Genomic DNA, 26,867 nt, shown 5'->3' with positions numbered 1-26,867 from the left:
AACAAATCAGTTAATTCATCGTTTTTCCATATGTCATTATTAAATTACACCGTCATTATAAACTTACACTTCCATTTTATAATAACGATTATTTATTGATCCCAAGGCGCTTCATTTTTTGATACAACAAGGGTCTCGGGATTTTTAAGTATTCCGCTGCCTTGGATTTGTTCCCTTGATACATCTCCAATACATGCATAATCAGCTTTCTTTCCGCCTCTCGTTTTACCACTTCTATAGGATTTCCCAATTTATTCAAGGTACCAAGATCCATCGCTCCGTTGCCGGACTCCGGCCTGAAATGCCCCAGTTTCAGTACATTCCCCTCTGCATAGTTCATCGCTTTCTCAACGATATTATAGAGTTCCCTCACATTTCCCGGCCATTCATATTTTCTCAGATAAGAATAAACCTGATCTTCAACCGCTGTAATGTTTTTGCCCATTTCCAGATTCAGCTGTTCAATTCGGTACATAACCAGTTCCGGCAGATCCTCCAAGCGTTCCCGAAGAGGCGGAACATCGATGGAAAAGACATCCAGCCGATAATATAAATCTTCTCGAAATCTGCCACTGCGCACCAGTTCCTTCAAATTTTCATTGGTGGCTGCAATAATCCTTACGTTGACAGAGATGCTCTTCTGACCTCCAAGCCTGTCTATTTCTTTTTCCTGCAGCGCCCTTAACAATTTTGGCTGGAGTACAATGGGCAATTGACTGATTTCATCTATAAACAGAGTACCTTCATTGGCCAGCTCAAATTTTCCTCTTTTTCCGCCTTTTTTGGCGCCTGTAAAAGCACCGTCTTCATAACCGAAAAGTTCGGACTCAGCCAAGGTTTCCGGCAAGTTCGCCGCATTGATCTTAACAAAGCTGCCAAATTTCCGATTGCTGAGATTATGAATGGAATGCGCCACCAGTTCCTTTCCCGTACCGGTTTCACCGGTGACAACCACCGTGGAATTGGATGCCGCAGCCAGTTCGATCTGCTTTCTCAGGTCTTCCATCTTTTTGGAAGAACCGATCAGGTTCTCAATAGAATACTTGGTACGTCTCAGGTTGCGGAATTGTTCCTTGTAATATTTCATTTCATCATTTAAAACCTGTGCATATTTCCCCAGAATATCCTCCAGTGAATCCAGATCCTGAATGATATCATATTCCAGAACCCCTACGATCTCTCCATCCTTTCGCAGCTGGGCCTGAGTGCTGACGCTCATTCTGCCGTCATAAAAATAAAAATCCGTATTCAGCGCTTTATCACCGGTCAAGAGTTTCTGCATATTGGAGGGCGGAAAAACATCCGTTATATATTTTCCTATGGATTTTTCCTGATCCATCTTGATGTAATCGGCACATTGACGGTTCATATATATCACATTTCCCTCTGCATTAATTACCATAAGGCCCAGTATATTCTCCAGAAAAAATTTGTAGTCACGATCAATGGTCATTGTTGCTCTACCTCCTTCTATGCTGCCCCGGCGCCTTGGGGTACTACCTTTTCAAATTAATTGTTCAACGGACTTATGAATGATTATAACAAAAAAATCCTTATTACAATGATTTTTTTTTTTGCAATAAGGATTATGATTTATTTACTGACCAGTAATTTTTTAATTCCCGCTTCCAAGCCATCCAAGGTAAGCTCAAACATGGGGAATAATTCTTTAATTTTTAATATGGTTCTGCTGCCGTAGGTATACTCCCATTCAGATTCCGGGATAGGATTCAGCCAGATATGTTTCGGATATTTGTTTTTAAAACGTCTCAGCCAGTCAATTCCGGGAATTTCGTTATACAATCCAACATAACAATTTCCGCCCTTGCTCATAAGCTCCGAAGGCGCCATGGTTCCGTCACCCACAAAGATGACCTTGTATTCACTGCTGAGATTGGAGAGAACATATTCCGTATTTACCCATTCTCCCCGTCTGCAATGGGGGTCCGTATAAAGGTGCTCATAAATGCAATTATGGAAATAATACACCTTCAGATCTTTAAAATGATTGGACTTGCTCACAGCCTGAAACAATTGGCTGCAAAGCCTGCTGTACGGCATCATGGAACCGTCCGAATCGAAAAGCAGCAGCAGCTTTACCGTGTTTTTCCTCGGCGGTGCCCAAACCAGCTTTAAATTTCCGGCATTTTCACAGGTCTCATCAATGGTTCCGTCAATATCAAGCTCTGTTTTCGCTCCGTCCAGTCTGGAGGAGAACTGTCTCAGCTTGCGGAAGGCCATCTGAAACTGTCTGGTATCCAAAATATTATCCTGCCGGAAGTCCTTGAAGTGCCTTTCACCTGCTACCTGAACCGCATTTTTATGACGGCCTTCTCCGCCTACACGGATCCCTCTTTCATGATAACCGTTGTAGCCCATGGTAGAGGTGCCTCCTGTTCCAATCCAGTAATTTCCTCCATCATGTTTTTCCTTCTGTTCTGCGATTCTTTCCTGAAGTCTTTTCTGAAGCTCTTCCAGCTCCAGGACGTAATCGTCCAGCATGTTCTTATCATTTATGTCTCTGGTTCTTACATCCTCGTTGAGCCATTTCCAGATTTCCTCCGGTATGTCTTCCGGGGTTTTTATGCCTTTGAAATATTCGGCAAAGGCCATATCAAATTTATCGTAATCTCCTTCGCTTTTCACCAGGATGCTTCTGCAAAGATGGTAAAAATCCAAGAGACAGGCTCTGCATAATCCCTTGTCTAGAGCTTCGGTGAGAGAGAGCCATTCATTCAAGGAAACCTTCAGCCCTCTTGCCCGCAATAAATAGAAAAATGAAATAAACATACTATAACCATCTCTTCAAGGTGTAACCCTTATCTTTGATTTCAAACATCGCTTCGATATCCTGATTCTTTTTCAGTAAGACACCGGCAAATGGGATTTCTTCCTTTATCTTGTCCAGGGAAATACCACTGAGCATTAGAGCCTGCAGCCAGTCAAGAAGTTCTGACGTGCTCGGTTTCTTTTGAATTTCCTTCATACTCCGTATCCAGTAAAAAGTCTCCATTGCCTGAGCTAGCAGTTTTTCTTCGATATCACCGTAATGAACCTTTACGATTTCCTGCATCTTCTCCTGATCAGGAAATTCAATATAGTGGAAGATACATCTTCTCAGGAAGGCATCCGGGAGCTCTTTTTCAGCGTTGGAAGTAATAATTACGATTGGTCTGTGGTTGGTTTTAACGGTCTCCTTTGTTTCATTGATATAGAATTCCATCTTGTCCAGTTCCCAGAGCAGGTCATTGGGAAATTCCAGATCGGCTTTATCGATTTCATCAATCAATAAAACTATCTGTTCCTGTGAGGAAAAGGCTTCGCCCAGTTTCCCCATTTTAATATATTTTTTAATGTCGGCAACATCACCTTCCCCGAACTGGCTGTCATACAGTCTTTGTACGGTGTCATAAACATAAAGACCTTCCTGGGCTTTCGTAGTAGACTTTATATTCCAAATGATGAGGTCTTTATCTAATGCTTGAGAAATGGATTCTGCCAGCATTGTTTTTCCTGTTCCCGGTTCTCCCTTTATCAGCAAAGGCTTTTGCAGAGCGATGGATACATTTACTGCATGCATCAGCTCTTTAGACACTACATAGTCGTTGCTGCCCTTAAACTTGTTCATACTATTCGTCATTTTATTTCTCCTCATGATTGATTTTATGATTGTTCGTGTTCATTGCTCCGAACTATTATAAGCGAAAATATGACCTTTATCCCTGGAATTCCGGATATTATTCCGATACATCTCTCACGGAAATATTATTCCGAAACACTTTCATTCAGGATCTGAATGATTGCTTTTGCGGCGGCATAAGCATATTTTTCTCTGAATTCATCGGTTAGCATTAATTTCAAATTATCCGGATTGGATAGAAATGCTCCCTCAATTATAATAGCAGGCATTTGGGTTTTATTCAATACTGCATATGCAGGTTCACTTTTTGCTCCCCTGTCACGGATACCCAATGCTTTTACCAATTCGGTCTGTGCAACTTCAGCAAGATGTTTGCTGTAAATTCCATAATCAGATTCATTGGATTTTGAATTGTAGTAAACTTCCACCCCATTTGCACTGGAGCCTTCCGAAGAATTATTATGTACACTGATGTAAAGATCCCCGTTTGCAGCATTTGCCAGGGCCGGGCGATCATACAGCGTAATGGTCTTATCGGTTTCTCTTAATATGTAGGTGCTGACGCCTGCTTCTTTCAACATGCTGTTCAGCCTTAGAGCAACATCGAGATTGATATCCTTCTCATTTAATATCTCAACACCGTTTTCTTTCCCTTGAGATCCTGTATCCTTTCCTCCATGCCCCGGATCAATGACCACCAGTTTGCCGGAGGCTCTCCAGTCTACATATTCATGACCATAGGAGGTAACCCCTCCCGGATTCGAAGGAATAGAATTCTGCTTTTTACTGAAATCAATAAACAGGCTTTGTTTATCCGAAGACAAAGTTACCTTGCCGACAACCTTTTCTTCCAGATCCACCACAAGTCTTACTGTTTTGCTGTCGAACTGCGAATATCTGATAGCACTGAATATTTCATTCTTGCTGTCGATACCACTATTCTCTATATTTAAAGTTACACCTTTCATATCAATTCCGAATCTGTCCGGATTATCATAGGCTGAGGTTTTATATCCTTCAATGATGCCTTCACCCTGAACAACAATTCTGTAAAAATCCGCCTGTTCTTCTACTGTAATAGAGGTGATGGGTGTGGTGGTTTTTACCTCAGGAGAAGAAATTTTTACGATTCTTTTTGCATCATCCCAATTAACCGAACAAGCCAGGGATTCCGCAACAAATCTTACCGGAATCAGAGTTTTGTCGTTAATAATCATGGCAGGTACATCCATAGTTTTTTGAACTCCGTCAACAAAGGCGGTTTTTGAATCTATGGTCAGCTTTACGTTGGATGATCCCAAAGTGACTTCCACTAGCCTTGCACCTTCATCCCAGGTAACGGTAGCCCCCATATTTTCGAAGACGGCTCTGGCCGGTATCAAGGTTTTTTCTTTTACAATAATCGGGGGCACCTCGGCTTGGACAGTTTTTCCATCCACCTGCAGCGTTACCGGATATTCTTTGCAGAAGGCAATCCCTGCGTCGATATCACTCTGGGTAATGTCTGCAGTCCCGGCGGCAGACACGCAGCCTGTTCCTAATAAAACCAGCATCATGATGTAAAGAATTCGTCTTCCAAATCTTACTTTTTTATCCATTATCCCAACCCTCATTTGACTAATATATCCCAAATTACGTCCAAATTCGACCTTTATATTATAATATATTTTCCAGGAAAAATGGAAGATAAAATAATTTGTAATAGAAATGTAAAAAGTGGAAAGGCTGCCCATTTTCAGATTTCTTTCAGTCTTCGTTAAAACAAGGGAACCAGTTCAGGCTCCCTTGCTATCTATTGGCATAGCAATACTTGCATCCATGACGGCAGGTATTGTATGATCCTATATCTACACTTGAAACACATCCGCATTCCAGCCGCTGATTTTTATCCTTTGGAACCGATAAGGGGCAGCGGGTCATACGGGTAATCAAACGGTCATCGATACATTTGCCGTGACTGATGCCAAGGTCTTCCAGCTCAATATCCTCAGCACAAGTTTCTAATTTCAAGCCATAAGCCGATGCTATTTTCACCAGCTGTTCAGCAAGCCGGCGTTTTTCCCCGGCGGATAATTCCTGAACCTCCAGCTGTTTCATACGTTTCTGAATCTTTCTGTAGTGATCTAAAAAACTGATCGTACATGTTTCAGTGAAATCACTGAGCCGGGAAGCTGTCTTTTCAAAGCTTTCCAAATGAAAGCTTTCCGTATATAAGGGGTTTATTAAAATAGGATCATATCTCCAAATAACCCTCTCCCTCCCAATCTTATCGGATAGACGCTGAAAGGCATTGATCGCATCTGGAACATTTTCTTCCACATCTTCTCCGTAACTGTTCAATGTAAACTGAAAATAGAACGGAAAATCCTTCAATTCCATCAGCCGCTCCAGCATGGGCTCCGGATTTTTGGTCCAGAACACAATACAGTCAACTGAATCAGGTGTCAGATCCACGTTCCGAACCTGATGAGGATTCATAGGATTTTGGACAAGAACATAGCCTTCTTGAATCCGGTTATAAAACCATTCCGAGAAGAATGCAGGAATATCCGTTCTTCGACTTGCACTGATGATCATAGGTTTACCTCGGTTGCCTTTCTAATCTCCATATAAATTCTCCTCTATTTATTTTCGAATAAGTGCTAAAAGCTAAAAAACCCTGGATTTCTCCAGAGTATCTGTTATTAACTGCGTCCCTTTATTCTTTTACTTTTTACTCATGATTCGGCGAAGATTTTACAACAAGACAAGCCTTTATCAATGCTGCCACAACGTCCGTCTCAAATTGTTTCTTATAGGCATTCAGTTGAATGTACTGTTTTCCGGCATCCGAAGTAACGTATTTTGTCGGCAGGTAGTTTAGAGCCAACGCCAGCACATCATTGGTACATTTCGAACAATCGCATACTTCCATGCGTTTGATTACCTCTGAAACCTTTTCTTTTGCGATAACCTCTGCAACATTTACCAGGCTATGGTGCTGGTCAAACAAAGCACTTTTCGCATTCTCCTGATTTAGCGGCTGTTCTATTTCATTTGTATTTACCGATATATTGTTACTCTGGGTCATTCCATCCACCCCTTTTATCTTTCTGTAAATTAAATCTAAAATATACTGATAATCTATGACTAAATTATACCATACATATTTTATTTGTCTATAAGTTGCAATCCTCTATCACAAAAATACGTTCATCTTTCTCATTTCACCCTTAAAATTTTCAATATAAAACTGGCCTCTAACAGCTTCTTGGGGTTCACATTGAGAATGACCAGGGAAAAGAAGATGAATCCCATGCCAAGTATTTTCATCAGAGACAGCATTTCACCGTACACAACCATCCCTGCAGCCGCTGCAGTCAGAGGTTCAACAAATGCAATGATGGATGCTCTGCTTGCCTCTATCTCTTCAAGTCCTTTCGTATAACATACATAAGGGACCAGTGTCAGGAATATTCCCAGAACCAACAGGTTGCTGAAATTGACGGCGCTTTCACTAAGAAGCATAAACATGTTTCCCATATCGCTTGCGGGAGCCAGTGCAATGCCGGCAACGGCAAAAGTATACGCGGTAACGGTAAAGGGGTGATATTTTTGCAATGCTATGCGGCCAAAAATGCTATAGAGTGCATAACCAAACGCCGAACCCAGTCCGGATGTGATCCCCATTATCGAGACTTCTCCGCTGTTGGTAACGCCAACCGTCATAATACAGCCGGTGAATGCAATCAATAGTGCACTCATTTTCTGTAAAGTGATTTTTTCTTTAAATACCAGAACTGACATGACGATTACCATATAAGGCGCGGTATAAATTATGATCGATGCCGCCGATAAGGTAATCAATTCTATAGTATTAAAATAGCAGACATTATTCAGAACGATTCCGAAACCGCCCATGCACAGGAAAATCCAGCTGTCCTTTCGCTTTATTTTCAGTTTCTCCCTGTCGGTAAGCAGTAAATATGAAAAGAGGCATACTGCTGTAATAACGCTTCTGGATGATGCAATTTCAACAAAAGAGAAGCCTGCAGCCGTCAGTTGCCTTGTAAATACGCCTATTAGCCCCCAGCAAAATGCTGCAAGTATAATAAGGAATTGCGATGATTTTTGCATAGATTTTCTCCTTTATAGGCCTGTTAAAAGGCTTGTGTCTTTCGTAAGCATATTATAAAATATGAATGACATTATTAATAACGAATATTTTTTATGAAAAACATGACTAATTCGCATATCAAGGAGGAATCTATGCACGGAAATATCGACCGATATGAGATTTTTCTTATAACCGCCGAGCTGGGCAGTATTACCGCCGCTGCCGAACGGCTGGGCTATACGCAGTCCGGTGTCAGCCGCGCTATCGCAATGCTGGAAGAGGAATGTGGCTTTACACTCTTTGTACGCAGCCAGAAGGGGGTACATCTGACCGGTAACGGAGAACAAGTTCTGGAACCGATACGCGCCCTGGTCAATGACAGACAGTACCTGTCCCAAGTTATCGACGAGATCAAGGGTTTAAGCTCAGGGACAATACGCGTAGGTACCTTCACCAGTGTTTCCGTAAACTGGCTTCCGAAAATCATTAGAGGTTTTCAGGAGTTGTATCCAAATATCATTTTTCAGCTTTTCGATGCTGACTACAGCGAAATTATCGACCTGCTTGAAATGGGTGAAATTGACTGTGGTTTCCTAAGCGCGCCTGTCCCATCAGGCCTGAATTTCATTTCATTATACAAAGATCCCATGCTTGCAGTGCTTCCTCCTGACCATACATTGGCAAAGGAAAAAAGCATCCGTGTGGAACAGCTGCGTGATGAGCCGTTTTTAGTACCGGATACCAGGAACGATGCAGACATCCGCCAGTTAATGGAGCAGCTGAACATACAGCCGAAGATCAAGTATATATTAAACAATGAAATTTCCATTGCTGCAATGATAGAACACGGACACGGAGTCACGATCCTGCCTTCCCTGATATTGAAGGATCAGCCCATCAAGGTCTGCCTGCGCTCACTCTCTCCTCCATGTTACCGGGAGTTGGGAATTGCTTCCCGCCAGCTGCGATATGTTTCTCCTGCCGCGCGTCGGTTTATTGAGTACACCGTTGAGCAAATCGGTCCGCAGCATTAATTAGAAGAGGTTATTTTCAATCCGATGATTCCTATTATGATAAAGCTTATAAAAACTACCCTACTCATATTCATCGGTTCTTTAAAAAGAATTATCCCTAAAATCACAGTACCGACTGTACCAATTCCAGTCCATATTGCATATGCGGTTCCTATGGGAAGATTTTTTAAAGCTAATGATAAAAAATAAAAGCTGGCGATCATCCCGATAATTGTAAATATACTTGGTATGAGTCTTGTAAACCCAAATGAATACTTTAACCCGATTGCCCAAAGTACTTCAAAGCCACCTGCCACCAATAAAAAAATCCACTTCATAAATTGTACTCCTCCTTATCTAACTTTTTAGAACAATAAAAAAAACCATGGTTGATATTAATTGAATATCTCCCAGGCTTTTGTCCTTCCGTGTATACAGCTCATCTGTACGTTTTATCTCGGACCAGACCAGTTTTCAATGAAACTGCGGAACCCTATAAAACTAATTACTATTTATTTTATTTCAATATAGCAGAGTTTATGGAGAAAGTCAAACGGTGAGTTAAATCGGGTATTTGACCACCCGTAAAACGGGTGGCCATGACTACAATATTTACGGCTATTCTATAACTTATTATTAATTGGGGAAACAAATGCGGTTTCCTCTTTTTTAATTGATCACGATTAACCGGGACGCTAAAACTTCTCTTTCACCTGATCCTTTGCTTCCGGGGCAAGCAGAAGTGGTGCCAGTGGATCTTCGGAGTCCTGCAGGATAGGAACATCGACAAAGGCTATGGTTTTCGCTGTGCGGGACAGCGTAAACAGCTTCTTTGCTTTCTCTATACCAAGATCTGTTTCCATTTCTTTGGACAGCAGCTGATAAATCTCTTTCACGGAACCAATCTTTATATCAGATTTCTGTTCAATCATTGCCCCAAGGAAAGCCTTCTGCACCTCTATACGGGCAAGATCCCCTTCCGGATAGCCCTTTCTATAACGGATCAGCATTTCCGCTTTCTCTCCGTCAAGCACCTGTCTTCCCTTCTCAAGATTTATAGCAAGATTCTGATAGGGATCCTCGTATACCATTTTTATAGGCACGTTGAACTCCACACCGCCCAGAGCATCCACTAAATCTCGGAAGTTACCCGTGTCAAGCTTGATATAATTATGTATTTCAATTCCAAGCATTTCTCTCAGCCTTTTCATTACCTCTTCTGGAGGATTCCCACCTGCATAACCGGAGAGTTTTCTCTCAGCAATCCCATAACTTCCATCATCAGGTAAAACTTCTAAATCCCTTGGAAGAAATGCAATATTTACTTCTTTCCTGTCGCCGTTATACCCCATCAGAAGAATGGTGTCTGGGATATTCGAATCTTCCGCACTGCACATTACCAGGACATTGGCTTGACCATCTTCTAGCTCCCCTGCTAGAGAAGTCGGATTTGACAATAGACCAACGGCGCAGAGGATGATAAGAATCACAGAGATTACACCAACTGCCAGACCGGGCTTTTTGTATTTCACGATATGCTTCACCCTTTCCCCTGCGTTGGTTTCACGAAAGGCTAGCGCACAGCTTTTTCCGATTCTCCCCTGGCTCGAGGCCAGGGTCAGCAGGGTTGCCGCATAATCTTGGCAAGTACCCGTTTTTAAAGCTTTAACAGCACCTTCATCACAGGACATCTCCATATCTTTATCGAAAAGCCGGAAAGCGGCCCATAAGACCGGATTGAACCAATGTACGCATAGGGCTAGAAATGCCAAAGGCTTGACAAGATAGTCAAATCTTTTGATATGATAAAGCTCATGGAGCAGGATATGCCGAAGCTGCTCCCTTTCTTGTCCGTCTGACGAATAGGCTGCAGAAACCGGTAGCATCACCCTGGGTCTAAAGATTCCGTATACAAAGGGGCTCTCCACCTTGTCCGATTCATACACATCCACCCTTCTTTTCATGCAGATTGCTGTCTTACATTCTTTCACCAGCTGGTAATCCTCAAAGAAAGTCGAAGTGCTCATGCTCATGCAAAGCCTTCTATAGGACACCGCGTTGTAAAGCAGCAGCGCAAAAATTCCCAAAACCCATAACATAGTCAATACTACGGTAACATAGTCTATAGACATGGGAGCAGCAGTCAGCGGTGTCTGCGTCAATCCTCCTGTTGTTTCTATCGGTGTCTCTTGCAGCAGGTTGGGCGTCAACCCCAATTCCTGTGCTCTGTGCCCTGATAGAACTTCAAAGCCAAGGGCTTCCGTCAAGGATACTGCCTTGAGGGTAGAGGTATAAGCATCCAGGCCTGGCTTGATCCTTTCCAGCATACTGAATATGGAAGGAAAGGAAACCGGACAAATCATCCTGTATAAGACGATTGCCCATATAGCGTAGGAAAAAGTCCGAGGCAGCGCCCTTCCCAGACTTCCACGCAGAATTATGATGATCAAAGCGGCAAGTGCAGCGGTTAAGCTCATATTCAAAACCGTCAGGTAAAGCTCCAGCATTTCACTCACCCTTTTCCTTTCTGCTTGCGTCGATGACCCTTTTTAATTCCATGGCCTCCTGCTCGGACAGAGGCTCTTTTTTCAGAAATGTGGCCAGGAACATGGGCAGGGATCCCTCAAAGGATTTTTCCAGCAGTTCTTTGCTTTCCTGTATTTGGATTTCTTCTTTCCCCACCAGATAAGTCACCATGGCATTTTCGTTCTTCAGGAGACCCCTTTCGCACAACTTCCTTAAAACCGTATAGGTGGTCGATTTTTTCCATCCCAGAATTTCCGAGCACAGTGCTACCAGTCTAGTAGAGTTCACCGGCGCGTGATTCCAAACCACCTCCATAAATTTGTATTCAGATTCAAACAGCTTATAACCAGACATTCTTTCCCCCTCCTCATCCATCTCTAATCCAGGTTTATTGCAATAAACTTCACGCACTAAGTTTATCCCAGTAAACCTGCCCTGTCAACCCTTTTTTTCAATACCCGTTAAATCCGGATGGGGATTCATCCGGATAAAAAGTATATCTTCCGCACATTGCACCCACCACCTTATGCCTTATTATATTCCGAAACAGGAAGTATTTACATGTAGAAATTCCTTATTAATAAATCTATAATAAGGAGCATAAAATAGAACAAATGTTCTTTTCGGATGGTTTAACTATGAGAGTTATTTTGCATTGTGATCTGAATAATTTTTATGCTTCTGTGGAATGTCTTTACAATCCGGCGATACGGGATAAACCGGTAGCGGTCTCAGGAGATATCGAACAGCGGCATGGCATTGTCCTTGCCAAAAATTATATTGCAAAGAAATACGGAATCCAAACAGGTATGGCACTGTGGCAAGCAAAGCAGCTATGCCGGGACATTGTATTTGTTCCTCCTAATTATGACAGATACTTAAAATACTCCAAGATGGCAAAAGAAATATATTGTGAATACACAGACCAGGTTGAGAGCTTCGGCTTAGACGAGTGCTGGCTTGACATCACGGGAAGCATCAAAAAATTTGGATCCGGAGAAGACGTCGCCGATAAGATACGTGAAACCATCAAATTCGAGCTGGGTGTAACGGCATCCATCGGGGTCTCATTTAACAAAATATTTGCCAAGCTGGGATCTGATTATAAAAAACCCGATGCTACTACTGTCATTACGGAGGATAATTATAAAGATATCGCCTGGCCGCTTCCTGCACAGGATTTATTGTACGTGGGTCCGGCAACGAAAAAAAAGCTGAACAAACTGGGGATTCTGAAAATAGGTGATATTGCAAGGGCAGATCCGGATTTTATGAGAAATCTCCTGGGCAAAAACGGTTATATTCTATGGCTGTTTGCCAATGGACTGGATCCTTCGCCTGTGGCAAGGATCAGTTCTGAGCCCGTCATAAAAAGTATCGGCAACAGCACAACTACACCCAGAGACTTGATCCTTGATGATGATATAAGAATTACCATGTATGTTCTCTGCGAAAGCGTAGCTGCAAGACTCAGGGAGGATCATTTTGTATGCTCCACGGTTCAGATCACCATCAGAGACAATGAATTGTTTTCTTATACAAGACAAGGGAAACTTTCCTTACCAAGCTGTAACGCCGAAGATATTTTCGAAAAGGCATTTTACCTCTACAAAACAAACCATATCTCGAAAAAACCAATCAGAAGCCTTGGAGTCAGGGCCTGTGATCTCTCGGAAGAGAAGGATGTTCAGCTCTCTTTTCTTCCGGAAATCAAAAGAATGCAAGCCCAGCATAATTTGGAAAGTGTGATAGATACGATAAGAAAGCGTTATGGTCATCATAGCATCCAGCGGGCAATCATGCTGAAAGATAAGGAACTGTCGGATCTGGATCCGAAAAGCGACCACATCATCCATCCGATCAGTTTCTTTAAAAATTAATGGAGGGCGCTCTATGTCCAAAGTCTTTGTCGAAGTAAACGCACATTTTAATATCGATGGAATCATGGTTCCCCGGTCCATCGTATGGGAAGATGGCCGTACTTTTCTTATCGATAAAGTAATCGATGTCAGAAGGGCCGCAAGTCTAAAGGCGGGGGGCCAGGGGATCCGATATACCTGTATGATTGCAGGGAAAGAGAGATACCTGTATTATGAGAATCCAGGGTGGTTTGTTGAGGGAAAATAAGGGTTCTTATTAAAAAAGGTTTTATATTAAAAAAATTCTAAGATGGATCTACCAATCTTAGAATTTTTACCGGGTTTATTGAACCGATATCCATATGTTCCCTTGCTCCTGACTTTTCAGGCATGCCTCTATAAAGCGCAGACCACGGACACCGTCTTCGATGGTCGGATGAACGAGTGCAGGCGCATCCGTCAGTTTTTTCGCCCGCAGCACCTCACGGCAGAAAGCCCGATAATAGTTTCCAAAGGCTTCAAAGAAACCTTCCGGATGCCCATAGGGCAGCCGGGACATGGCACGCGGACCTTCCTCGAGAAAACTGCGTGCACAGGTCAGGTACGTTTCCGGACCGTTAACCCGGGTGTATTTCAGCCGAGACGGATTGTCGTGACACCATTCAAGAGCCCCTTTGTCCCCGAACACGCGAAGTGAAATACTGCATTCATACCCGATGGCAACCTGTGAAGCCCATAACATGCCGGGCACGCCGCCCGTCAGTGTGGCCAGCAGCTGTGTATTGGTTTCCAGCGGCATGTCGGCAGGAATCCGGGTTAAATTAGCGAGTACCCGTTCGACGGAAAGGCCGGTACCCATATGAATCAAGCATTCCACGTGGGTGCCGATATCGCCGGTTGCGGCAGACTTCCCCCCAACTGCAGGATTGAAGCGCCAGGCATCTTGCATAGGCTCACCGCGGTCAATGGAATTGATCACCCAATCCTGCGGATATTCTGCCATTACCGTGAGTACTCTGCCGATCTCTCCTCCTTCGATCATTGCACGCATCTGGTGCACCATGGGATAATTGACATAGGTGTAACTGACACCAAAATGCAGGCTGCACTGGTTCGCGATCTGCTGCAATTCCTCTGCTTCTGCGACGCTTACGGCCACAGGCTTGTCACAGGATACATGTATGCCGTGCTCTAAAAAATATTTTGCGATGGGATAATGCGTATTATTGGGCGTAGCGATAATGACAAAGTCAATTCCGTCCTGCCGTGCGCTTTCCTTCTCAGCCATCTCGATATAATCTGCATAAACGCGTGATTCATCTACATGCCATTTCCGTGCGGCGTCCCGATTTTTTTCCGGATCACGGGAAAAACACCCGGCAGACAGTATTGCCAGATCGTCCATCTGTGCACCGTGCCGGTGTACGTCACCGATAAATGCATTTCCCGCTCCGCCGATCAATCCAAATCGTAAAGGCTCCATATCCATTCCCTGTACAATGCAAAAAGCATTATACATCTCCTTTCTATATTTTTTTTTACAAATAAAACTCTATCTTCGCCCGGACCGTTATGCTGTAACAATAATCGGCTCATTTTCAGTTACAATAATGGTATGCTCAAATTGAGCAACCAGGCTTCTATCCGGTGTCCTCAGAGTCCAGCCGTCTCTTCCCTCAATGACATATTCAGCACCTGTTGAAAGAAATGTTTCCACTGCCAATACAAGTCCCCGGTGCAGGATTCGATTATCCCTTTTATCATAATAGTTGAGAATATGGGATGGTTCTTCATGGAGTCTCTTGCCGATACCATGACCCGCCAGATTTTTGATAACGGTAAATCCATTATCCTTCGCTTCCTGATAGATTGCTTTACCGATCTGATTTATTTTAGAACCTGCCCTGGCTTTATCGATCCCTTTTGCTAGTGCCATTTGGGAGCAGTCGCATAGTTTCTGCTTTTCTTGACAAACATTCAAAGCAATGGTTGCTCCCGTATCAGCAAAGTATCCGTCTAATGCTGCAGATACATCGATATTAACCACATCACCGGCTTTTAGCCTTCTCAAGCCTGGAATTCCATGCGCTGCCTGATTATTGACACTAATACAGGTGTGCCCCGGAAAGTCATACTCATATTTGGGTGCAGATTTTGCTCCATAGCTTGAAAGCACGAATTCCCCTATCCGATCCAATTCTTTCGTTGTTATATCAGGTCTTACTGCCTTTATCATCTCATCTCTTGCAATTGATACAATCTTTCCAATTTTCTCTAATGATTTTAAATCTTTTTCAGAACGAATCGTCAAAATATCACTCACCTTTCAGTTCTGATGTCTCTATAACAATTTATCATATTTACAGAAAAAAGTCTCGGAGTTATTTCAATTGGTAAATCAAAGTATCGTTAACAGATATTTTAGAAATATCATCAATTTCAGTCGGTGTCAAAATATGATCGGTATCAGACAATCTGAAGTTTACTTTCCATTTACCCTTTGTGAAAATGCCGTCTTTAACAAGATATGCCCACAGATGATAATCAGCCAATTCTTCTAGGCTGCTTGCATCAAACACATATTCTATGTGCTTTGCAAATCTGTTATTGCTGCAGTTTTCACTATCCTCTGCAGTTGTAAAAGAATAATTACTGTAATGAATCGCATTCGCTTTACCGTTTACTACACCCTTTTTGTCAGTAATCCAAAGATCACCATGATTGTCAAAGCTTGTTTCCCATCTTGTCTGTATATGCAGTTTGCCGTCTACAAAGCCAATATTGCTTATCGTCACAAAATCAATGCCATCACCTAGCGGGACATTCATAGCATCCGGTTCCAGCACGGATAAACCATTATCAGTCAATACGGAACCGCCGGTATATCTGAATTCTGATATTGGAAGAGCCGTTGCGTTGCTGTCAGCCAGGCTCGCAAGATCAATTTCGGTATCAAACCAATCATAAATGGTTTTATTGCTCATGAGCATATCGATAGTAAAAGCAGTCATGCGATTCGATAGTTCTTCACCTCCGGATCCACGCATAACAAATAATGCAGTACTTGTTTGCTTGTCATAAGAAAGGAATTCTATATTAAATGCACCAGGCCCGTCAATACTACAGGTATCACAAAGATCTAGTTTCTCGTCAACTCTGTTTTGGTCGGTTGTGTCCTGAACCGTAAAATAGACAACCGCATTGTGACTGTCATTGAAAGCATATAGCACTTCTATTAAAATACCGTTATCTTCAGCAGATTTTTTAATTGGATAAAGTCTTTCTGCCAGTTCCGGCGTCACTGTATACAGCAAATCATTAAAAACCGGAATCGTCGCTGCAAATGAAGTGAAAGAGCAAACAAAAATCAGACAAATAACAGCAGCTGAAAAGGCCAATCTGCGTGCTGAAAAATGGTGACGCTTATTTTCTTTTTTATAAATAGTTTGATTCAGGACAGCCATTGCTAGTTCGCTGCTAACCGTAATATCGGAGAGCTGATTGTCAATATAGGATTTTATATCAGACATTGAAATACCACCCCTTCAAAGTTTTTTCAAGTTGTTTCCTGGCCCTGCTCAACCGAACGGTTACAGCAGACTCTGTAATTTTTAAAGCAGATGCAATATCTTTTATTCTCATTTCTTGATAGTAAAACAATAAGATTACCTCTCTGTACTTAGGCTTTAGCTTTCCTATTTCATGCAGTACGGTATCGTCTTTTATCTTTCCATCATAGAAAGGTTCCTGTTCCAAATCACTGCTGAGCATCAGATTTCTATACCACGAGCCTCTTAAATACGACTTGCAGACATTCATAGCAATGCTTGTAATCCAGGTCTTTTCGGAGCACGCTCTTTTAAATTTACTCCAATTTTGATAGACCTTGATATAGGTTTCCTGTACAGCATCCTCCGCTAATTGTAAGTCATGCAGATAGAGATAGCACATTCGTAAAAGATGATTGCCGTAGTCGCTGATTAGTCGCTGCATATCAGGTAAATTATCATGATCCGGTACTGAAAATTGCTTCATCCGCCGCCTCCTTTCATACAATTAGACGCAAAAATTACAGAAAACCCTACAACTTTTAAATATATATTTTAGTAAAAATTTAAAAAGTGAATAAAAGAAATTGTTGCTCGGAGTTTTAAACTTGAAAAATAAAGAAAAAACCGCCGAAAAGGCGATTTTAAGCAAACTGAAACCAGAATACAACACCGTCATCTTTGTTATCAACGCCATAAGAAAAATGATAGAGTTTCAATATTGTACCCGCAATGGAAAGGCCAAGACCGGTACCTTTCGTGTTGCCGCGTGATTCATCAGCTTTTTTATAAGGTTCCCATATTTCTTTTATCTTTTCTTCAGGGATATGGCTGCCGCTGTTATAAAACTCAAGAAGACTGTCAGTTATCCTGATAGAAATTGATCCGCCCACCGGAGTATGATCAAGTGCATTGATAAAAAAGTTATCAATCACTCTTTCCATGAAAGAGTAATCTGCCTTTATCACCGCTTCACCTTCCAAGCGGACTGCTATGGATTTTTCATCACAAACCAGACTGTATCGGTTGATTAGGTCTGCGGACACTTTGCTAAGAGATACATTCTCAAAGTTCATTTGAAATTGATCGGTTTCTAATCTGGATAGATCTAACATTTGACGGATTATCTTATCCATACGTTTTACATTAGACTGGATATGAGCCGCATAGTACCCCCTCTTCTCTGTATGGATATTTTCTATAAGATTCTGTGCATATCCTGAAATAATGCTTAAAGGTGTTTTTAAATCATGAGCCAATGCATTTGTGGTTTCCTTTCTATGTCTTTCCAGTTCCTCCCTCTCTTTATAGGTTTTATAAGTCTGTACTGATAGTATCAGGGCAGCCGTAAGAAATGTGATAAAACAGCTAACCCAGACAAAAGTCAATGTGCCAGTACATTGATCCAAAAGATGAATCTCTCGGGCGACGACCGTCCATGACGCACTGTAAGGTTTTTGGTCATCTGTTACATCTATCGTATTCTGATAAGGCATCGTCAGATAATAGCGATACGTAACCGGATTCACTCGTTCATAGGAAATCCTGCCCGGCTGTTTCGCAGCTTCTTTCAATTTTTCTTTATTCAGCACCATATTGCGCAGTTCAATCTGCGTTTGATCGTTGGAATAGTCGTTCATAACGGGCTGTATGCCGGCAAAGTCAAAATAGGGCAGGCCCCTGGTGTTTTGATAGCCGGAACGATAGACCATATCCTTCGGCCGTGTGCCGCTGCTTGAAGTTACATTTCCAGTTTCATCAAAGCTGACGGCATGCATGGAAGTAACATAGATTTTATCGGGAATGATCATTTCGTTATCAAGCCAAAAGCCGTCAATATCCAGTGAATATTCGGTAAGATCTCCCGGTTTTTCTGCCTTTGGCTGAGCATAAAAGTAATTTTGAAGCTCATTTACTTCTTTTTCATCAAACCAATCCTTCGGGTTCAAATATGCGTATCCGGTATATTGTGTGTCACCTATGCTATACTCTGTATAACTGCAAAGCCAATAGTCGTTGGTATGAAAAATCAGATCATAAGTACCGGTATATAGTGCAATTTCAGTATGATGATTCAAAACAAAAGGTGATTTTCCCACGAGTTCCTTTTTTATTTTTGCGATGTTGGTAATATGGTGATCAAGATCCATATTATTCTGCAGGATTTCTTCAATCGTATTATTTACATGAAAAGCATGTGCCTGAAGCTCCATACCCATCACTTTCTTTTCCTGCAATATCAGAAAGATGCTGAATCCTGCCATAAGCACTAAGTACATGGCAAATAAGGCAGAAAAGGTACGGATATAGATTGCGCGTTTTGTTTTATTTCTTTTCAATTTTATCCCTCCAATTTATAACCCCTTTTGATTACGGTTTTAATTTGGCTTGAGGCATCACCCAGGGATTTTCGAAGTTTTTTTACATGATTGTCCACAACTCTGTCATTCCCCTCAAAATCATATCCCCAAATCCGGATTAAAAGGCTTTCCCTGCTCACTAATCTGCCTCGGTTTTCCATCAATATTTTTAAAATGGCAAATTCCATCGGCGCCAGGATTACTGCTGAGTCGTCCACCGAAACCGTATAACGGTACGGATCCAAATGAATTCTGCCCACGTTCATCATTTCGTTCCTCACAGTGCCTTTTGCACGTCGCAGTAAAGCCGTGACCTTCGCGTACAGCTCTGCCAGAGAAAAGGGTTTCGATATGTAATCGTCACACCCGAGACGGTACCCATGTAATCTGTCATCCTCACCATGTCTCGCAGTAATAAAGATAATAGGAACATCACTGTTTTTTCGAAGTTCTCTGCATATCGTAAATCCGTCAATCTCCGGCAGCATAATATCCAAAAGGACTAAATCATATTCATTTTCCATACATTTTTTCCAACCTTCATCGCCGGTTCCTGCAATGTCTATATGATAGGCTCCTTCGCTTTTCTCTGAAAAATAGTCTGTAATGATCTCTCGTATCTCCGCGTCATCTTCAACTAATAGAAATGTGTAGGCCATTTTCCCACCTCCAGAACATAGAATAGCACACAAATCTATCCTTTTTGTATCCTTTCTATTCTTTTTTCAAATAAAAAATACAATGATAAAATCAGATAATGACAGATTGCATATCTACTACGTAAGAATAAATCTATGCAAAAAATAGCAGAAGCAGCAGCTTTGTCAAAAAAACACTGCTGCTGCTTCTGTTATTTACGTCAACAAGCACACGCAATCACTTGTTTTAGGTACTCTATAATCATTGGCAGGGAATTATTCACTCAGTGTTCCCCGTGATCCCCACGTATCAAGGCCAATCATAGACATATAGATCTGCTGGGTTTTCAGCCCGAGTTTGTCGTGGAACAGCGCATACATTTTCTCAATATAGGCTTTTTGCAGCTCCATGGGAACCGGCTTTCTGAAGTGCGTCTGAAAATATGCGCATTCCGCAGGTTCTCCCGCGCGATAAATCTCGCACTCCGCCTCAATTCTCACCATTGTTCTTTCATATGGCTTTCCCGGCATAGTCGAAACAAGCTTTGCAATTTCATCAGCAAGCTCCGCCTTTTCCTTTGGCGCGATTGCTTTCGTCGTGCTCAAATGTACAAATGGCATTTTAATCTTCCTTTCTATTCGATAACGTCCTTGAGGAAAGACGTCCCCACATGATAATCCCCAATTTTGAATTTCTCTGCAATGGTCGCCGCAATATCTGCGAAGGTTTCTCGAATATGCAGATTCACACCTGCGTTGAGCTTCGGCCCGTAAACCAGAATTGGTATGTACTCCCTTGTATGATCGGTGCCTTTCGTAGTAGGATCACAACCGTGATCCGCCGTAAGAATCAGAATGTCATCGCCCTTCAGAAGCTCCATGATCTCAGGCAGTCTTGAATCAAAATATTCCAGCGCATCGGCATATCCCCGGGGATCGTTTCGATGACCGTAAAGCATGTCGAAATCAACCAGATTAACAAAAAGCAATCCGTCAAAATCGGTCTTCAGGTATTTGATCGCAGCTTCTATCCCTTGCTGATTATTCCTGGTATGATCAACCAATGTGATGCCGATGTTATTGAAGATGTCCTCAAGCTTGCCGACAGCGATCACATCTTTACCATCATTTTTCAGATATTCCATTACCGTTTTCCCCGGGGGATCGATGGAGAAATCCTTTCTGTTTTCCGTTCTCGTAAATCCAATTTCCGGACTTCCCACAAAGGGGCGGCAGATTATACGTGATACGGTGTCATCCCCCATCAAAAGTTCTCTCGCTATCCTGCAGATTTCGTATTGCCTTTCCAGCGGAATGATGTCTTCATGCATTGCAATCTGCATTAAACTGTCGGCTGAAGTATAAATAATCGGATAACCGGTTTCCATATGCTCCTTGCCAAGGTCCTGAATGACTTTTGTACCGGACACAAGGTGATTTCCGATCACCTTTGTTCCGATTCGTTTTTCCAGCTCATCAGTAATTCTCTTTGGAAAGCCTTCCATGAAGATTTTATAAGGCTCTTCCACGATCAGTCCCATCAGTTCAAAATGGCCTGTCGTTGTATCCTTTGCCGGCGATTTTTCAAGAGATTTACCATAGGAACCGATTAGATTCCTTTCATCTTCTGCTTCCATTTCAAGTCCGTCGATATTGTACAGTCCCATTTTTCTCATATTTGGAATTTTCAATTCTCCGACGAATTCTTTAATATGCTTCATTGTAAAGACACCTTCATCCCCATACAGATGGGCATCCGGCAATTCCCCCACACCGAAGCTGTCTAAAACTATCACTGTAACTCTAGACATCTGAACACCTCCACGTCAATACCGCGGGTACTGCTATCTGCCTGTACCCTTTACTTTTCTTTCAAATCGACTTGTTTGTTTTGAATGGCCATGTGCGATTCGCCGAGGGCGAATATTCGCACGGCATTAAATCGTTAAACTAACGCCGTCGTTCAAGCCTTTTTTCTTTATTATTTTTTGCAGTAATCGAACTGATCATCAATACCAGAATCGCTAATACATACGGGAACATCTTTATAACGGAAGAGGGAATACCCATTCCGGCCAGCTCAATTTGTACTCCGATTGCTTCTGCCCATCCGAACAGTAAAGTAACCAGCCATACAAGAATCGCGTTTGTATTGCCGAAGATAACTGCCGTATAGGCGGTAAATCCGCGGCCCTGAACCATATTGATAGAAAACTCGGATAATATGACTGTTGACAAATATGCTCCGGCCAGTCCGCAAAACAATCCCGAAAGCAGGATCACGCTCCACTGAACCTTTTTCACTGAAATACCTGCAGAACGTGCGGCCCCTTCGGACTCGCCCAGACTAACAACATTCAATCCATAAACAGTTTTCTTAATTACAAAGTACAGCGCTGCTGCCATGAGGATCGCAAGCGGAACTACGAAGCTCTGATTATGAAACACCGAACCGACAAACGAGATCTTCTCCAGGAATGTGAACTGCATATTAGGTATTTTTTGAATATTTGCAGGGCGGATCATCCCTTGCGCACCGAGCATCGCCTGCAAAAGAAACGTTGTAAGGCCTACACTCAGCATGTTCATGGCAATACTGGCCACAACGTGATTCGCTTCAAATTTTACGACGACCAGACCAAACAACCCGCTATACAGCATCGTACCAATCATGGCCACCAGCATGGCAATCAGAACACTGCCATCCGACTTGGTTATGTAAGCAATACTGATAAAGCTCCCCATCAGCATAAACCCTTCAATTGCCAAATTTGTAATGCCTGCTTTCTCACACAAGATACAGCCTAAAGCTGCCAGCAGAAGGGGAGTCGCGATTCGTATCGCAGAGGAAATCACACTTGCGCTAAATAGCAGATCCATCTTTTTTCATCCTCCTTCTTAGCTTCACTTTCTTTATCACAATATTTGAGCTTACGGTAATAATGATGATAGCCATCGTAATCTGAGTAATGACCTGCGGTACTTCTGTGAGCCGTTCCATGTTATTTCCGCCGTTTTTCAAAACGCCGAAGAACAAAGAAGACAGAATGACGCCGAAAGGGTTATTGTTTGCAAGCAAGGATACTACGATTCCATCAAAACCAAAGGAAGGATTAAATCCGGCCAGCAATCTATGTTGGACGGCAGACACCTCAATGACTCCAATCAAACCTGCTACGGCACCGCTTAATGCCATCGTCTTTAAAACCACTCGATTTGAATTCATCCCACCGTATCTGGCAAAATTGGGGTTGGTTCCTACCAGTTTAATTTCATATCCAAGGGTTGTCTTATAGAAAATAAATGCCGCAATCAGCGCCGTAATAACCGCGATGTAAATACCTACATTGGCGCTGGATGGTTCAAAGAACGCTAATCTCGGAAGCCACATATTCTCGGGAAACATCTTGCTGGCATTCATCTGAATTGCAGCATCTGCATCTCTCAGTACATCCGCCGCTATATATTCCGTAAAAAGACGTGCAACAAAGTTCAGCAGCAGCGTCGAGACGATCATATCCGTATTGAAATACACCTTCATTGCTGCGGCAATCAAGGCAAACATTGCGCCTGCGGCCATGGCGGCAAGAAAAGCGATCAGCAGGCCCCATTTTCCCATGTTCTCCGGGAGCGCAAGCATTACGGATGTGGCGGCAACGGCCCCCATATAGATTTGACCATCAACACCGAGATTGAATACGGCCGCCTTAAAGGGGATGCAAACAGCAATCCCTGCAAGCATCAATGGAGCAGCCCACCTGATGCTGCCGGCGATATCTTTTGTAAGTGCCCGGTTCAGTCCCACAAGAACCGCATCGGGACTGTATCCTGAGATTGAAAGGAAAATCATAACCACCGTCACAGCAATCAGCATCATCACCACTTGCTTCCCAATCAATCTCAATGAATCAGCAACCCTTTTATTCAACAATCTTTTTTGCTTCTCTACAGATTTTTCATCCACCCTGGGTCACCTGCCTTTTTGCTCCCAACATATATTCTCCGATCTCATATTCATCCGCTTCATCACGATGGAATTCGGCAACAATTTCACCTTCATACATCACAAGAATACGATCCGACAGCGCCATAACCTCATCCAGTTCTGCCGATATCAGCAAAATTCCCTTCCCCGAGTCACGCAATTCGGCGATTTTACCGTGAATATATTCAATAGCTCCGATGTCCACACCGCGAGTCGGCTGTGCTGCAATCATCAGACTTGGATCCGTATCAAACTCACGGGCAAAAACGACTTTCTGCATATTGCCCCCAGATAAGGTTTTCAGTTCATAAGACGAATCCGGGGTTTTGACAAGAAATTTCTCACAAAGCATTTCCGAATATTGTCTGATATGCTTATGATTAAAAACCCCACGATTTGAAAACGGGTTGAGAAAGTACTTATTCAGAATCAAATTCTCACTAATGCTACAGACTTTCGACGTGCCTGTCTTGAGACGATCTTCAGGGATATGGCTTAACCCGGCTAACCTTCGCTGCCGAATAGGCAGCCTGCTAATTTCTTTTCCGCAAAGGGTTATACTCCCGGTTCCTGCAGGAATCAGGCCTGCGATAACATCGATCAGATCGCTCTGTCCGTTTCCCTCTACGCCTGCAATCCCTACGATTTCCCCTTTGCAAACACTCATATCGATATTTCTGATCGGCATTCTTCCGCTCTTCGAAATCGTGCTGACTCCCTTCAGTTCTAAGATCTTATCTCCGGGAGCATAGGTATCGAACGCAATGTTAAAATTTACTTCGCGACCTACGATCAGCTCAGAAAGCTTTCTGACACTCATGTCTTTCGTTTCACCAGAGCCTGTGACGATGCCTTTTCTCATAACCGTAATGCGATCGGTTGCTGCAAGTACTTCTTTCAACTTATGGGTAATAAAGATAATGGTACAGCCCTGGTCCTTCAGCTTCTTCATGGTTTCAATCAAGGCATCGGTCTCTGCCGGTGTCAAGACGGCAGTGGGCTCATCAAGAATTAAGATTTTAACTTCCCGATAAAGGGCTTTGATAATCTCAACCTTTTGCTTCTCTCCCACAGAGATCTGCGAGACCACGGCATCCAGATTCACCTGCATACCGTATATACTCATAATTCGTTTGATTTTCTCTCTTGCCGCTCTCTCGTCGATGACCAGACCTTTTTTCGGAGCACTTCCCAAAATAATGTTTCGAAGTACCGTTTGATTCGGCATCAGCATAAAATGCTGATGGATCATCCCAATTCCCAAACGAATTGCGTCATGAGGCGAATTGATGACCTGCTCCTTTCCGAAGATTCGGATCATTCCCTCATCGGCTTGAGAAAGACCATAAAGAATATTCATTATGGTTGATTTCCCAGCGCCGTTTTCTCCGATAAGTCCATGGATTTCTGCTTCGTTGATTAAAATCGTAACATGATCATTGGCAGTTACACCCGGGAATCTTTTGGTAATGTTCTGTAATTCAATAGCGTAAGCCATGGACTCTTACCTCCTGAATCTTCCTTCCTCATCCCACTCCTTCAAAATTTTAAGAGCTTCAGATGCAGCCAGACAAGCCTTCTCTTCTCCGTCGTTATAAGCAAAGCTGTTCTTCTTGCGATTTGCAACGACAGCTAATATTGCGCCCATTCGAATCCCATGCAGGAACGCCACTACAAATTGGCCGCCCGTATCCATCTCAAGAACTTTAACGCCCTGCTGTTCAGCATCAGGAAGAATATTGTTCGCCCAGGAAGGCCAATAAGAATTCGGATCATCATTTAACGGTCTGCCTTGTCCCATATAGAACGAACCGGCCGTATACTCCAGTGCCAAACCATATTTATAGCCTAAGCGTTCACACGCTTCCGCCAGTGCCATTGTAACGATAGGATCTCCAAAGGACGGAAATTCAGGATCGATATAACACTCTGAGGTGCCGTCCTTCCGGATTACAGCATAAGGAATCAATAAATCACCGCTGTCATATTCCGGATCCAGGCAGCCGGTTGTACCGACGCGGATGCATGTATGTGCTCCCGCTTTTTTCAATTCATTGAAGCAAATCTCCGCACTGAGTGCACCGATTCCCGTGGAGGTGGCACCCTGCTCCATTCCGTTATAAACTCCTCTTTTTGAAAGATAATGCCGATTATGGGCAACATCAACGACATTTTCCCAATTTGCAGCAATTTTTGTAATTCGTTCAGGAGAGCCAGGTACAATTACATAACCCGGCATGTCTCCTTTCGCCAAATGAAGATAATATGATTTTCCGTCTTTGGTTTTGGGATCAAGCACTTGATTTAGTTCTCTCATGATCTATACCTCTCTCAGTATCAGAATTTTACCTGCTTTCATCTTGTTCTTTCAGAATTTTCAGCGCTCTGCTGGCTGCGCGGCATGCCTTCTCCTGGCCTCCGTCGTCCAGCCATTCATTGGTTACACGATTTGCGGTCACACCCAAAACGGCACCCATGCGCAATCCGTGCAAATATCCCATGACCAGCGTTCCTGCCGTTTCCATGTCGATAGCCACAACCTTGCTGTTCTGAAGACGGCTGATAACCGTTTCCGCTTCTGGAGGCCAATAACTGTTTTCATCTCCGTCAATCGGCCTGCCCTGACCGATATAATACGAGCTGATCGAGCAAACCACGCCCAAAGTATAGGTATATCCGAGCTCATTGCATGCCTGCATCAGGGCTTTTGTTACCTGCGGTGCAGCAAATGCAGGGAATTCGGGCTGTACATAGTGCGTAACCGCGCCGCCCTTTCTCATACAAGCGATAGGGATAATAATATCTCCTATCTGGACATCTTCACGAATACTTTCTGCACTGCCGACCTTAATTGCGGTATGAACATCGACCTTGGCAAGCTCATTGACACAAATTTCTGCAGGCTGGCAGCCGATTCCTGTTGAAGTCATAGCAATGTCCATGCCTTCATATTTTCCGGTGACCGTTTTGTATTCCCGATTATATGCGATTTCCTTGGCATCATCCCAAAACTTCGCGACAACTTCCGAAGTGTTTTGATCGCCAGGCAGCAAAACATACTGAGAGATCTCTCCTTTGGCCAGTCTCAGATGATATACCTTTTCCCCTACGGTAGGAGCTGTCGCTTTTGACAATTGATCTGCCATACAAATTTAACCTCCTGTTTTTTATTAAAATAATCGGGGATACTTCAAAATGAAAA

Annotated in this window: 26 protein-coding genes and 1 riboswitch; of the genes, 3 read left to right on the top strand and 23 right to left on the bottom strand. The window is 42.9% G+C overall.

What is annotated here, in order from left to right; all coding sequences use genetic code 11:
* Positions 1–88 precede the first annotated feature (88 nt).
* From KCX82_RS16435 to KCX82_RS16405, 7 genes are all read right to left on the bottom strand, one after another.
* Positions 89–1,453, bottom strand: a complete 1,365-nt coding sequence (locus KCX82_RS16435) for a sigma-54 interaction domain-containing protein (protein ID WP_227019583.1) — start codon at positions 1,451–1,453, stop codon at positions 89–91.
* Positions 1,454–1,593: 140 nt separating this feature from the next.
* On the bottom strand, positions 1,594–2,790 hold the full coding sequence (locus tag KCX82_RS16430) for a vWA domain-containing protein (protein ID WP_227019582.1): 1,197 nt from the start codon (positions 2,788–2,790) through the stop codon (positions 1,594–1,596).
* Position 2,791: 1 nt separating this feature from the next.
* Entirely contained in the window at positions 2,792–3,640 is an 849-nt protein-coding gene (locus KCX82_RS16425; protein ID WP_227019581.1) for an AAA family ATPase, read from the bottom strand.
* Positions 3,641–3,765: 125 nt separating this feature from the next.
* Complete coding sequence (locus KCX82_RS16420) at positions 3,766–5,238, bottom strand: N-acetylmuramoyl-L-alanine amidase family protein (protein ID WP_227019580.1); 1,473 nt, start codon at positions 5,236–5,238, stop codon at positions 3,766–3,768.
* Positions 5,239–5,428: 190 nt separating this feature from the next.
* Positions 5,429–6,217, bottom strand: a complete 789-nt coding sequence (locus KCX82_RS16415) for a DUF1848 domain-containing protein (protein WP_227019579.1) — start codon at positions 6,215–6,217, stop codon at positions 5,429–5,431.
* Positions 6,218–6,353: 136 nt separating this feature from the next.
* On the bottom strand, positions 6,354–6,710 hold the full coding sequence (locus KCX82_RS16410; RefSeq protein WP_227019578.1) for a late competence development ComFB family protein: 357 nt from the start codon (positions 6,708–6,710) through the stop codon (positions 6,354–6,356).
* 131 nt (positions 6,711–6,841) lie between these two features.
* Positions 6,842–7,756: a DMT family transporter gene (locus tag KCX82_RS16405; RefSeq protein ID WP_227019577.1), complete on the bottom strand. Its 915-nt coding sequence runs from the start codon at positions 7,754–7,756 to the stop codon at positions 6,842–6,844.
* A 132-nt stretch (positions 7,757–7,888) separates the two neighbouring features.
* Between KCX82_RS16405 and KCX82_RS16400 the strand changes: the two genes are divergently transcribed.
* On the top strand, positions 7,889–8,770 hold the full coding sequence (locus tag KCX82_RS16400) for a LysR family transcriptional regulator (protein ID WP_227019576.1): 882 nt from the start codon (positions 7,889–7,891) through the stop codon (positions 8,768–8,770).
* Here KCX82_RS16400 and sugE read toward each other — a convergent pair.
* The 3 genes from sugE to KCX82_RS16385 all read right to left on the bottom strand — a co-directional run bounded on the left by sugE (position 8,767) and on the right by KCX82_RS16385 (position 11,629).
* Positions 8,767–9,087, bottom strand: a complete 321-nt coding sequence (sugE, locus tag KCX82_RS16395; protein ID WP_227019575.1) for a quaternary ammonium compound efflux SMR transporter SugE — start codon at positions 9,085–9,087, stop codon at positions 8,767–8,769. The two genes, KCX82_RS16400 and sugE, sit on opposite strands and share 4 nt — an antisense overlap.
* Positions 9,088–9,154: 67 nt before the next feature.
* Positions 9,155–9,257: riboswitch (guanidine-I (ykkC/yxkD leader) on the bottom strand.
* A gap of 187 nt (positions 9,258–9,444) precedes the next feature.
* Entirely contained in the window at positions 9,445–11,256 is a 1,812-nt protein-coding gene (locus KCX82_RS16390; protein ID WP_227019648.1) for a M56 family metallopeptidase, read from the bottom strand.
* 1 nt (position 11,257) lies between these two features.
* Positions 11,258–11,629 carry a BlaI/MecI/CopY family transcriptional regulator gene (locus KCX82_RS16385; RefSeq protein WP_227019574.1) on the bottom strand — a complete coding sequence of 124 codons (372 nt, stop codon included), beginning with the start codon at positions 11,627–11,629 and terminating at the stop codon, positions 11,258–11,260.
* A gap of 284 nt (positions 11,630–11,913) precedes the next feature.
* On the opposite strand from KCX82_RS16385, the gene KCX82_RS16380 reads away from it, so the two are divergent.
* Positions 11,914–13,155 (top strand): DNA polymerase Y family protein, encoded by a 1,242-nt coding sequence (locus KCX82_RS16380; RefSeq protein ID WP_264373306.1) that lies wholly within the window; start codon positions 11,914–11,916, stop codon positions 13,153–13,155.
* 13 nt (positions 13,156–13,168) lie between these two features.
* A complete protein-coding gene (locus KCX82_RS16375) occupies positions 13,169–13,402 on the top strand; it encodes a hypothetical protein (RefSeq protein WP_227019572.1) in 234 nt (77 codons plus the stop codon).
* Positions 13,403–13,477: 75 nt separating this feature from the next.
* Here the strand turns inward: KCX82_RS16375 and KCX82_RS16370 are convergent, their stop codons facing one another.
* The 13 genes from KCX82_RS16370 to KCX82_RS16310 all read right to left on the bottom strand — a co-directional run bounded on the left by KCX82_RS16370 (position 13,478) and on the right by KCX82_RS16310 (position 26,811).
* Positions 13,478–14,653 (bottom strand): Gfo/Idh/MocA family protein, encoded by a 1,176-nt coding sequence (locus tag KCX82_RS16370; RefSeq protein WP_227019571.1) that lies wholly within the window; start codon positions 14,651–14,653, stop codon positions 13,478–13,480.
* A 51-nt stretch (positions 14,654–14,704) separates the two neighbouring features.
* Positions 14,705–15,457, bottom strand: coding sequence for a type I methionyl aminopeptidase (gene map / locus KCX82_RS16365; RefSeq protein WP_465250672.1), 753 nt, complete (start codon positions 15,455–15,457; stop codon positions 14,705–14,707).
* Between the two features lie 58 nt (positions 15,458–15,515).
* Positions 15,516–16,664 (bottom strand): DUF4179 domain-containing protein, encoded by a 1,149-nt coding sequence (locus KCX82_RS16360; RefSeq protein WP_227019570.1) that lies wholly within the window; start codon positions 16,662–16,664, stop codon positions 15,516–15,518.
* The gene (locus KCX82_RS16355; protein WP_227019569.1) at positions 16,657–17,169 is read right to left on the bottom strand and encodes an RNA polymerase sigma factor; all 513 of its coding nucleotides are present in this window, start codon (positions 17,167–17,169) and stop codon (positions 16,657–16,659) included. The genes KCX82_RS16360 and KCX82_RS16355 overlap by 8 nt, the downstream gene beginning before the upstream one ends.
* 157 nt (positions 17,170–17,326) lie before the next feature.
* Entirely contained in the window at positions 17,327–19,021 is a 1,695-nt protein-coding gene (locus KCX82_RS16350) for a sensor histidine kinase (protein WP_227019568.1), read from the bottom strand.
* 2 nt (positions 19,022–19,023) lie between these two features.
* Positions 19,024–19,701 carry a response regulator transcription factor gene (locus KCX82_RS16345; RefSeq protein ID WP_227019567.1) on the bottom strand — a complete coding sequence of 226 codons (678 nt, stop codon included), beginning with the start codon at positions 19,699–19,701 and terminating at the stop codon, positions 19,024–19,026.
* A gap of 255 nt (positions 19,702–19,956) precedes the next feature.
* Positions 19,957–20,301, bottom strand: a complete 345-nt coding sequence (locus tag KCX82_RS16340; RefSeq protein ID WP_227019566.1) for a tautomerase family protein — start codon at positions 20,299–20,301, stop codon at positions 19,957–19,959.
* 14 nt (positions 20,302–20,315) lie between these two features.
* Positions 20,316–21,491, bottom strand: coding sequence for a phosphopentomutase (locus KCX82_RS16335; RefSeq protein WP_227019565.1), 1,176 nt, complete (start codon positions 21,489–21,491; stop codon positions 20,316–20,318).
* A 139-nt stretch (positions 21,492–21,630) separates the two neighbouring features.
* Positions 21,631–22,560, bottom strand: coding sequence for an ABC transporter permease (locus KCX82_RS16330; protein WP_227019564.1), 930 nt, complete (start codon positions 22,558–22,560; stop codon positions 21,631–21,633).
* A complete protein-coding gene (locus tag KCX82_RS16325) occupies positions 22,544–23,578 on the bottom strand; it encodes an ABC transporter permease (RefSeq protein ID WP_227019563.1) in 1,035 nt (344 codons plus the stop codon). Before KCX82_RS16325 ends, KCX82_RS16330 begins: the two co-directional genes overlap by 17 nt.
* A 58-nt stretch (positions 23,579–23,636) precedes the next feature.
* The gene (locus KCX82_RS16320; RefSeq protein WP_227019562.1) at positions 23,637–25,163 is read right to left on the bottom strand and encodes an ABC transporter ATP-binding protein; all 1,527 of its coding nucleotides are present in this window, start codon (positions 25,161–25,163) and stop codon (positions 23,637–23,639) included.
* Positions 25,164–25,169: 6 nt separating this feature from the next.
* Positions 25,170–25,982 carry a nucleoside phosphorylase gene (locus tag KCX82_RS16315; protein ID WP_227019561.1) on the bottom strand — a complete coding sequence of 271 codons (813 nt, stop codon included), beginning with the start codon at positions 25,980–25,982 and terminating at the stop codon, positions 25,170–25,172.
* A 28-nt stretch (positions 25,983–26,010) separates the two neighbouring features.
* Positions 26,011–26,811, bottom strand: a complete 801-nt coding sequence (locus tag KCX82_RS16310) for a nucleoside phosphorylase (protein WP_227019560.1) — start codon at positions 26,809–26,811, stop codon at positions 26,011–26,013.
* Positions 26,812–26,867 lie beyond the last annotated feature (56 nt).

The organism is Sinanaerobacter chloroacetimidivorans, assembly GCF_018128545.1.
Lineage (GTDB): Bacteria > Bacillota > Clostridia > Peptostreptococcales > Anaerovoracaceae > Sinanaerobacter > Sinanaerobacter chloroacetimidivorans.
The sequence above is the reverse complement of the archived record's forward strand: the minus strand, read 5'-3'. Positions and strand labels throughout refer to the sequence as shown.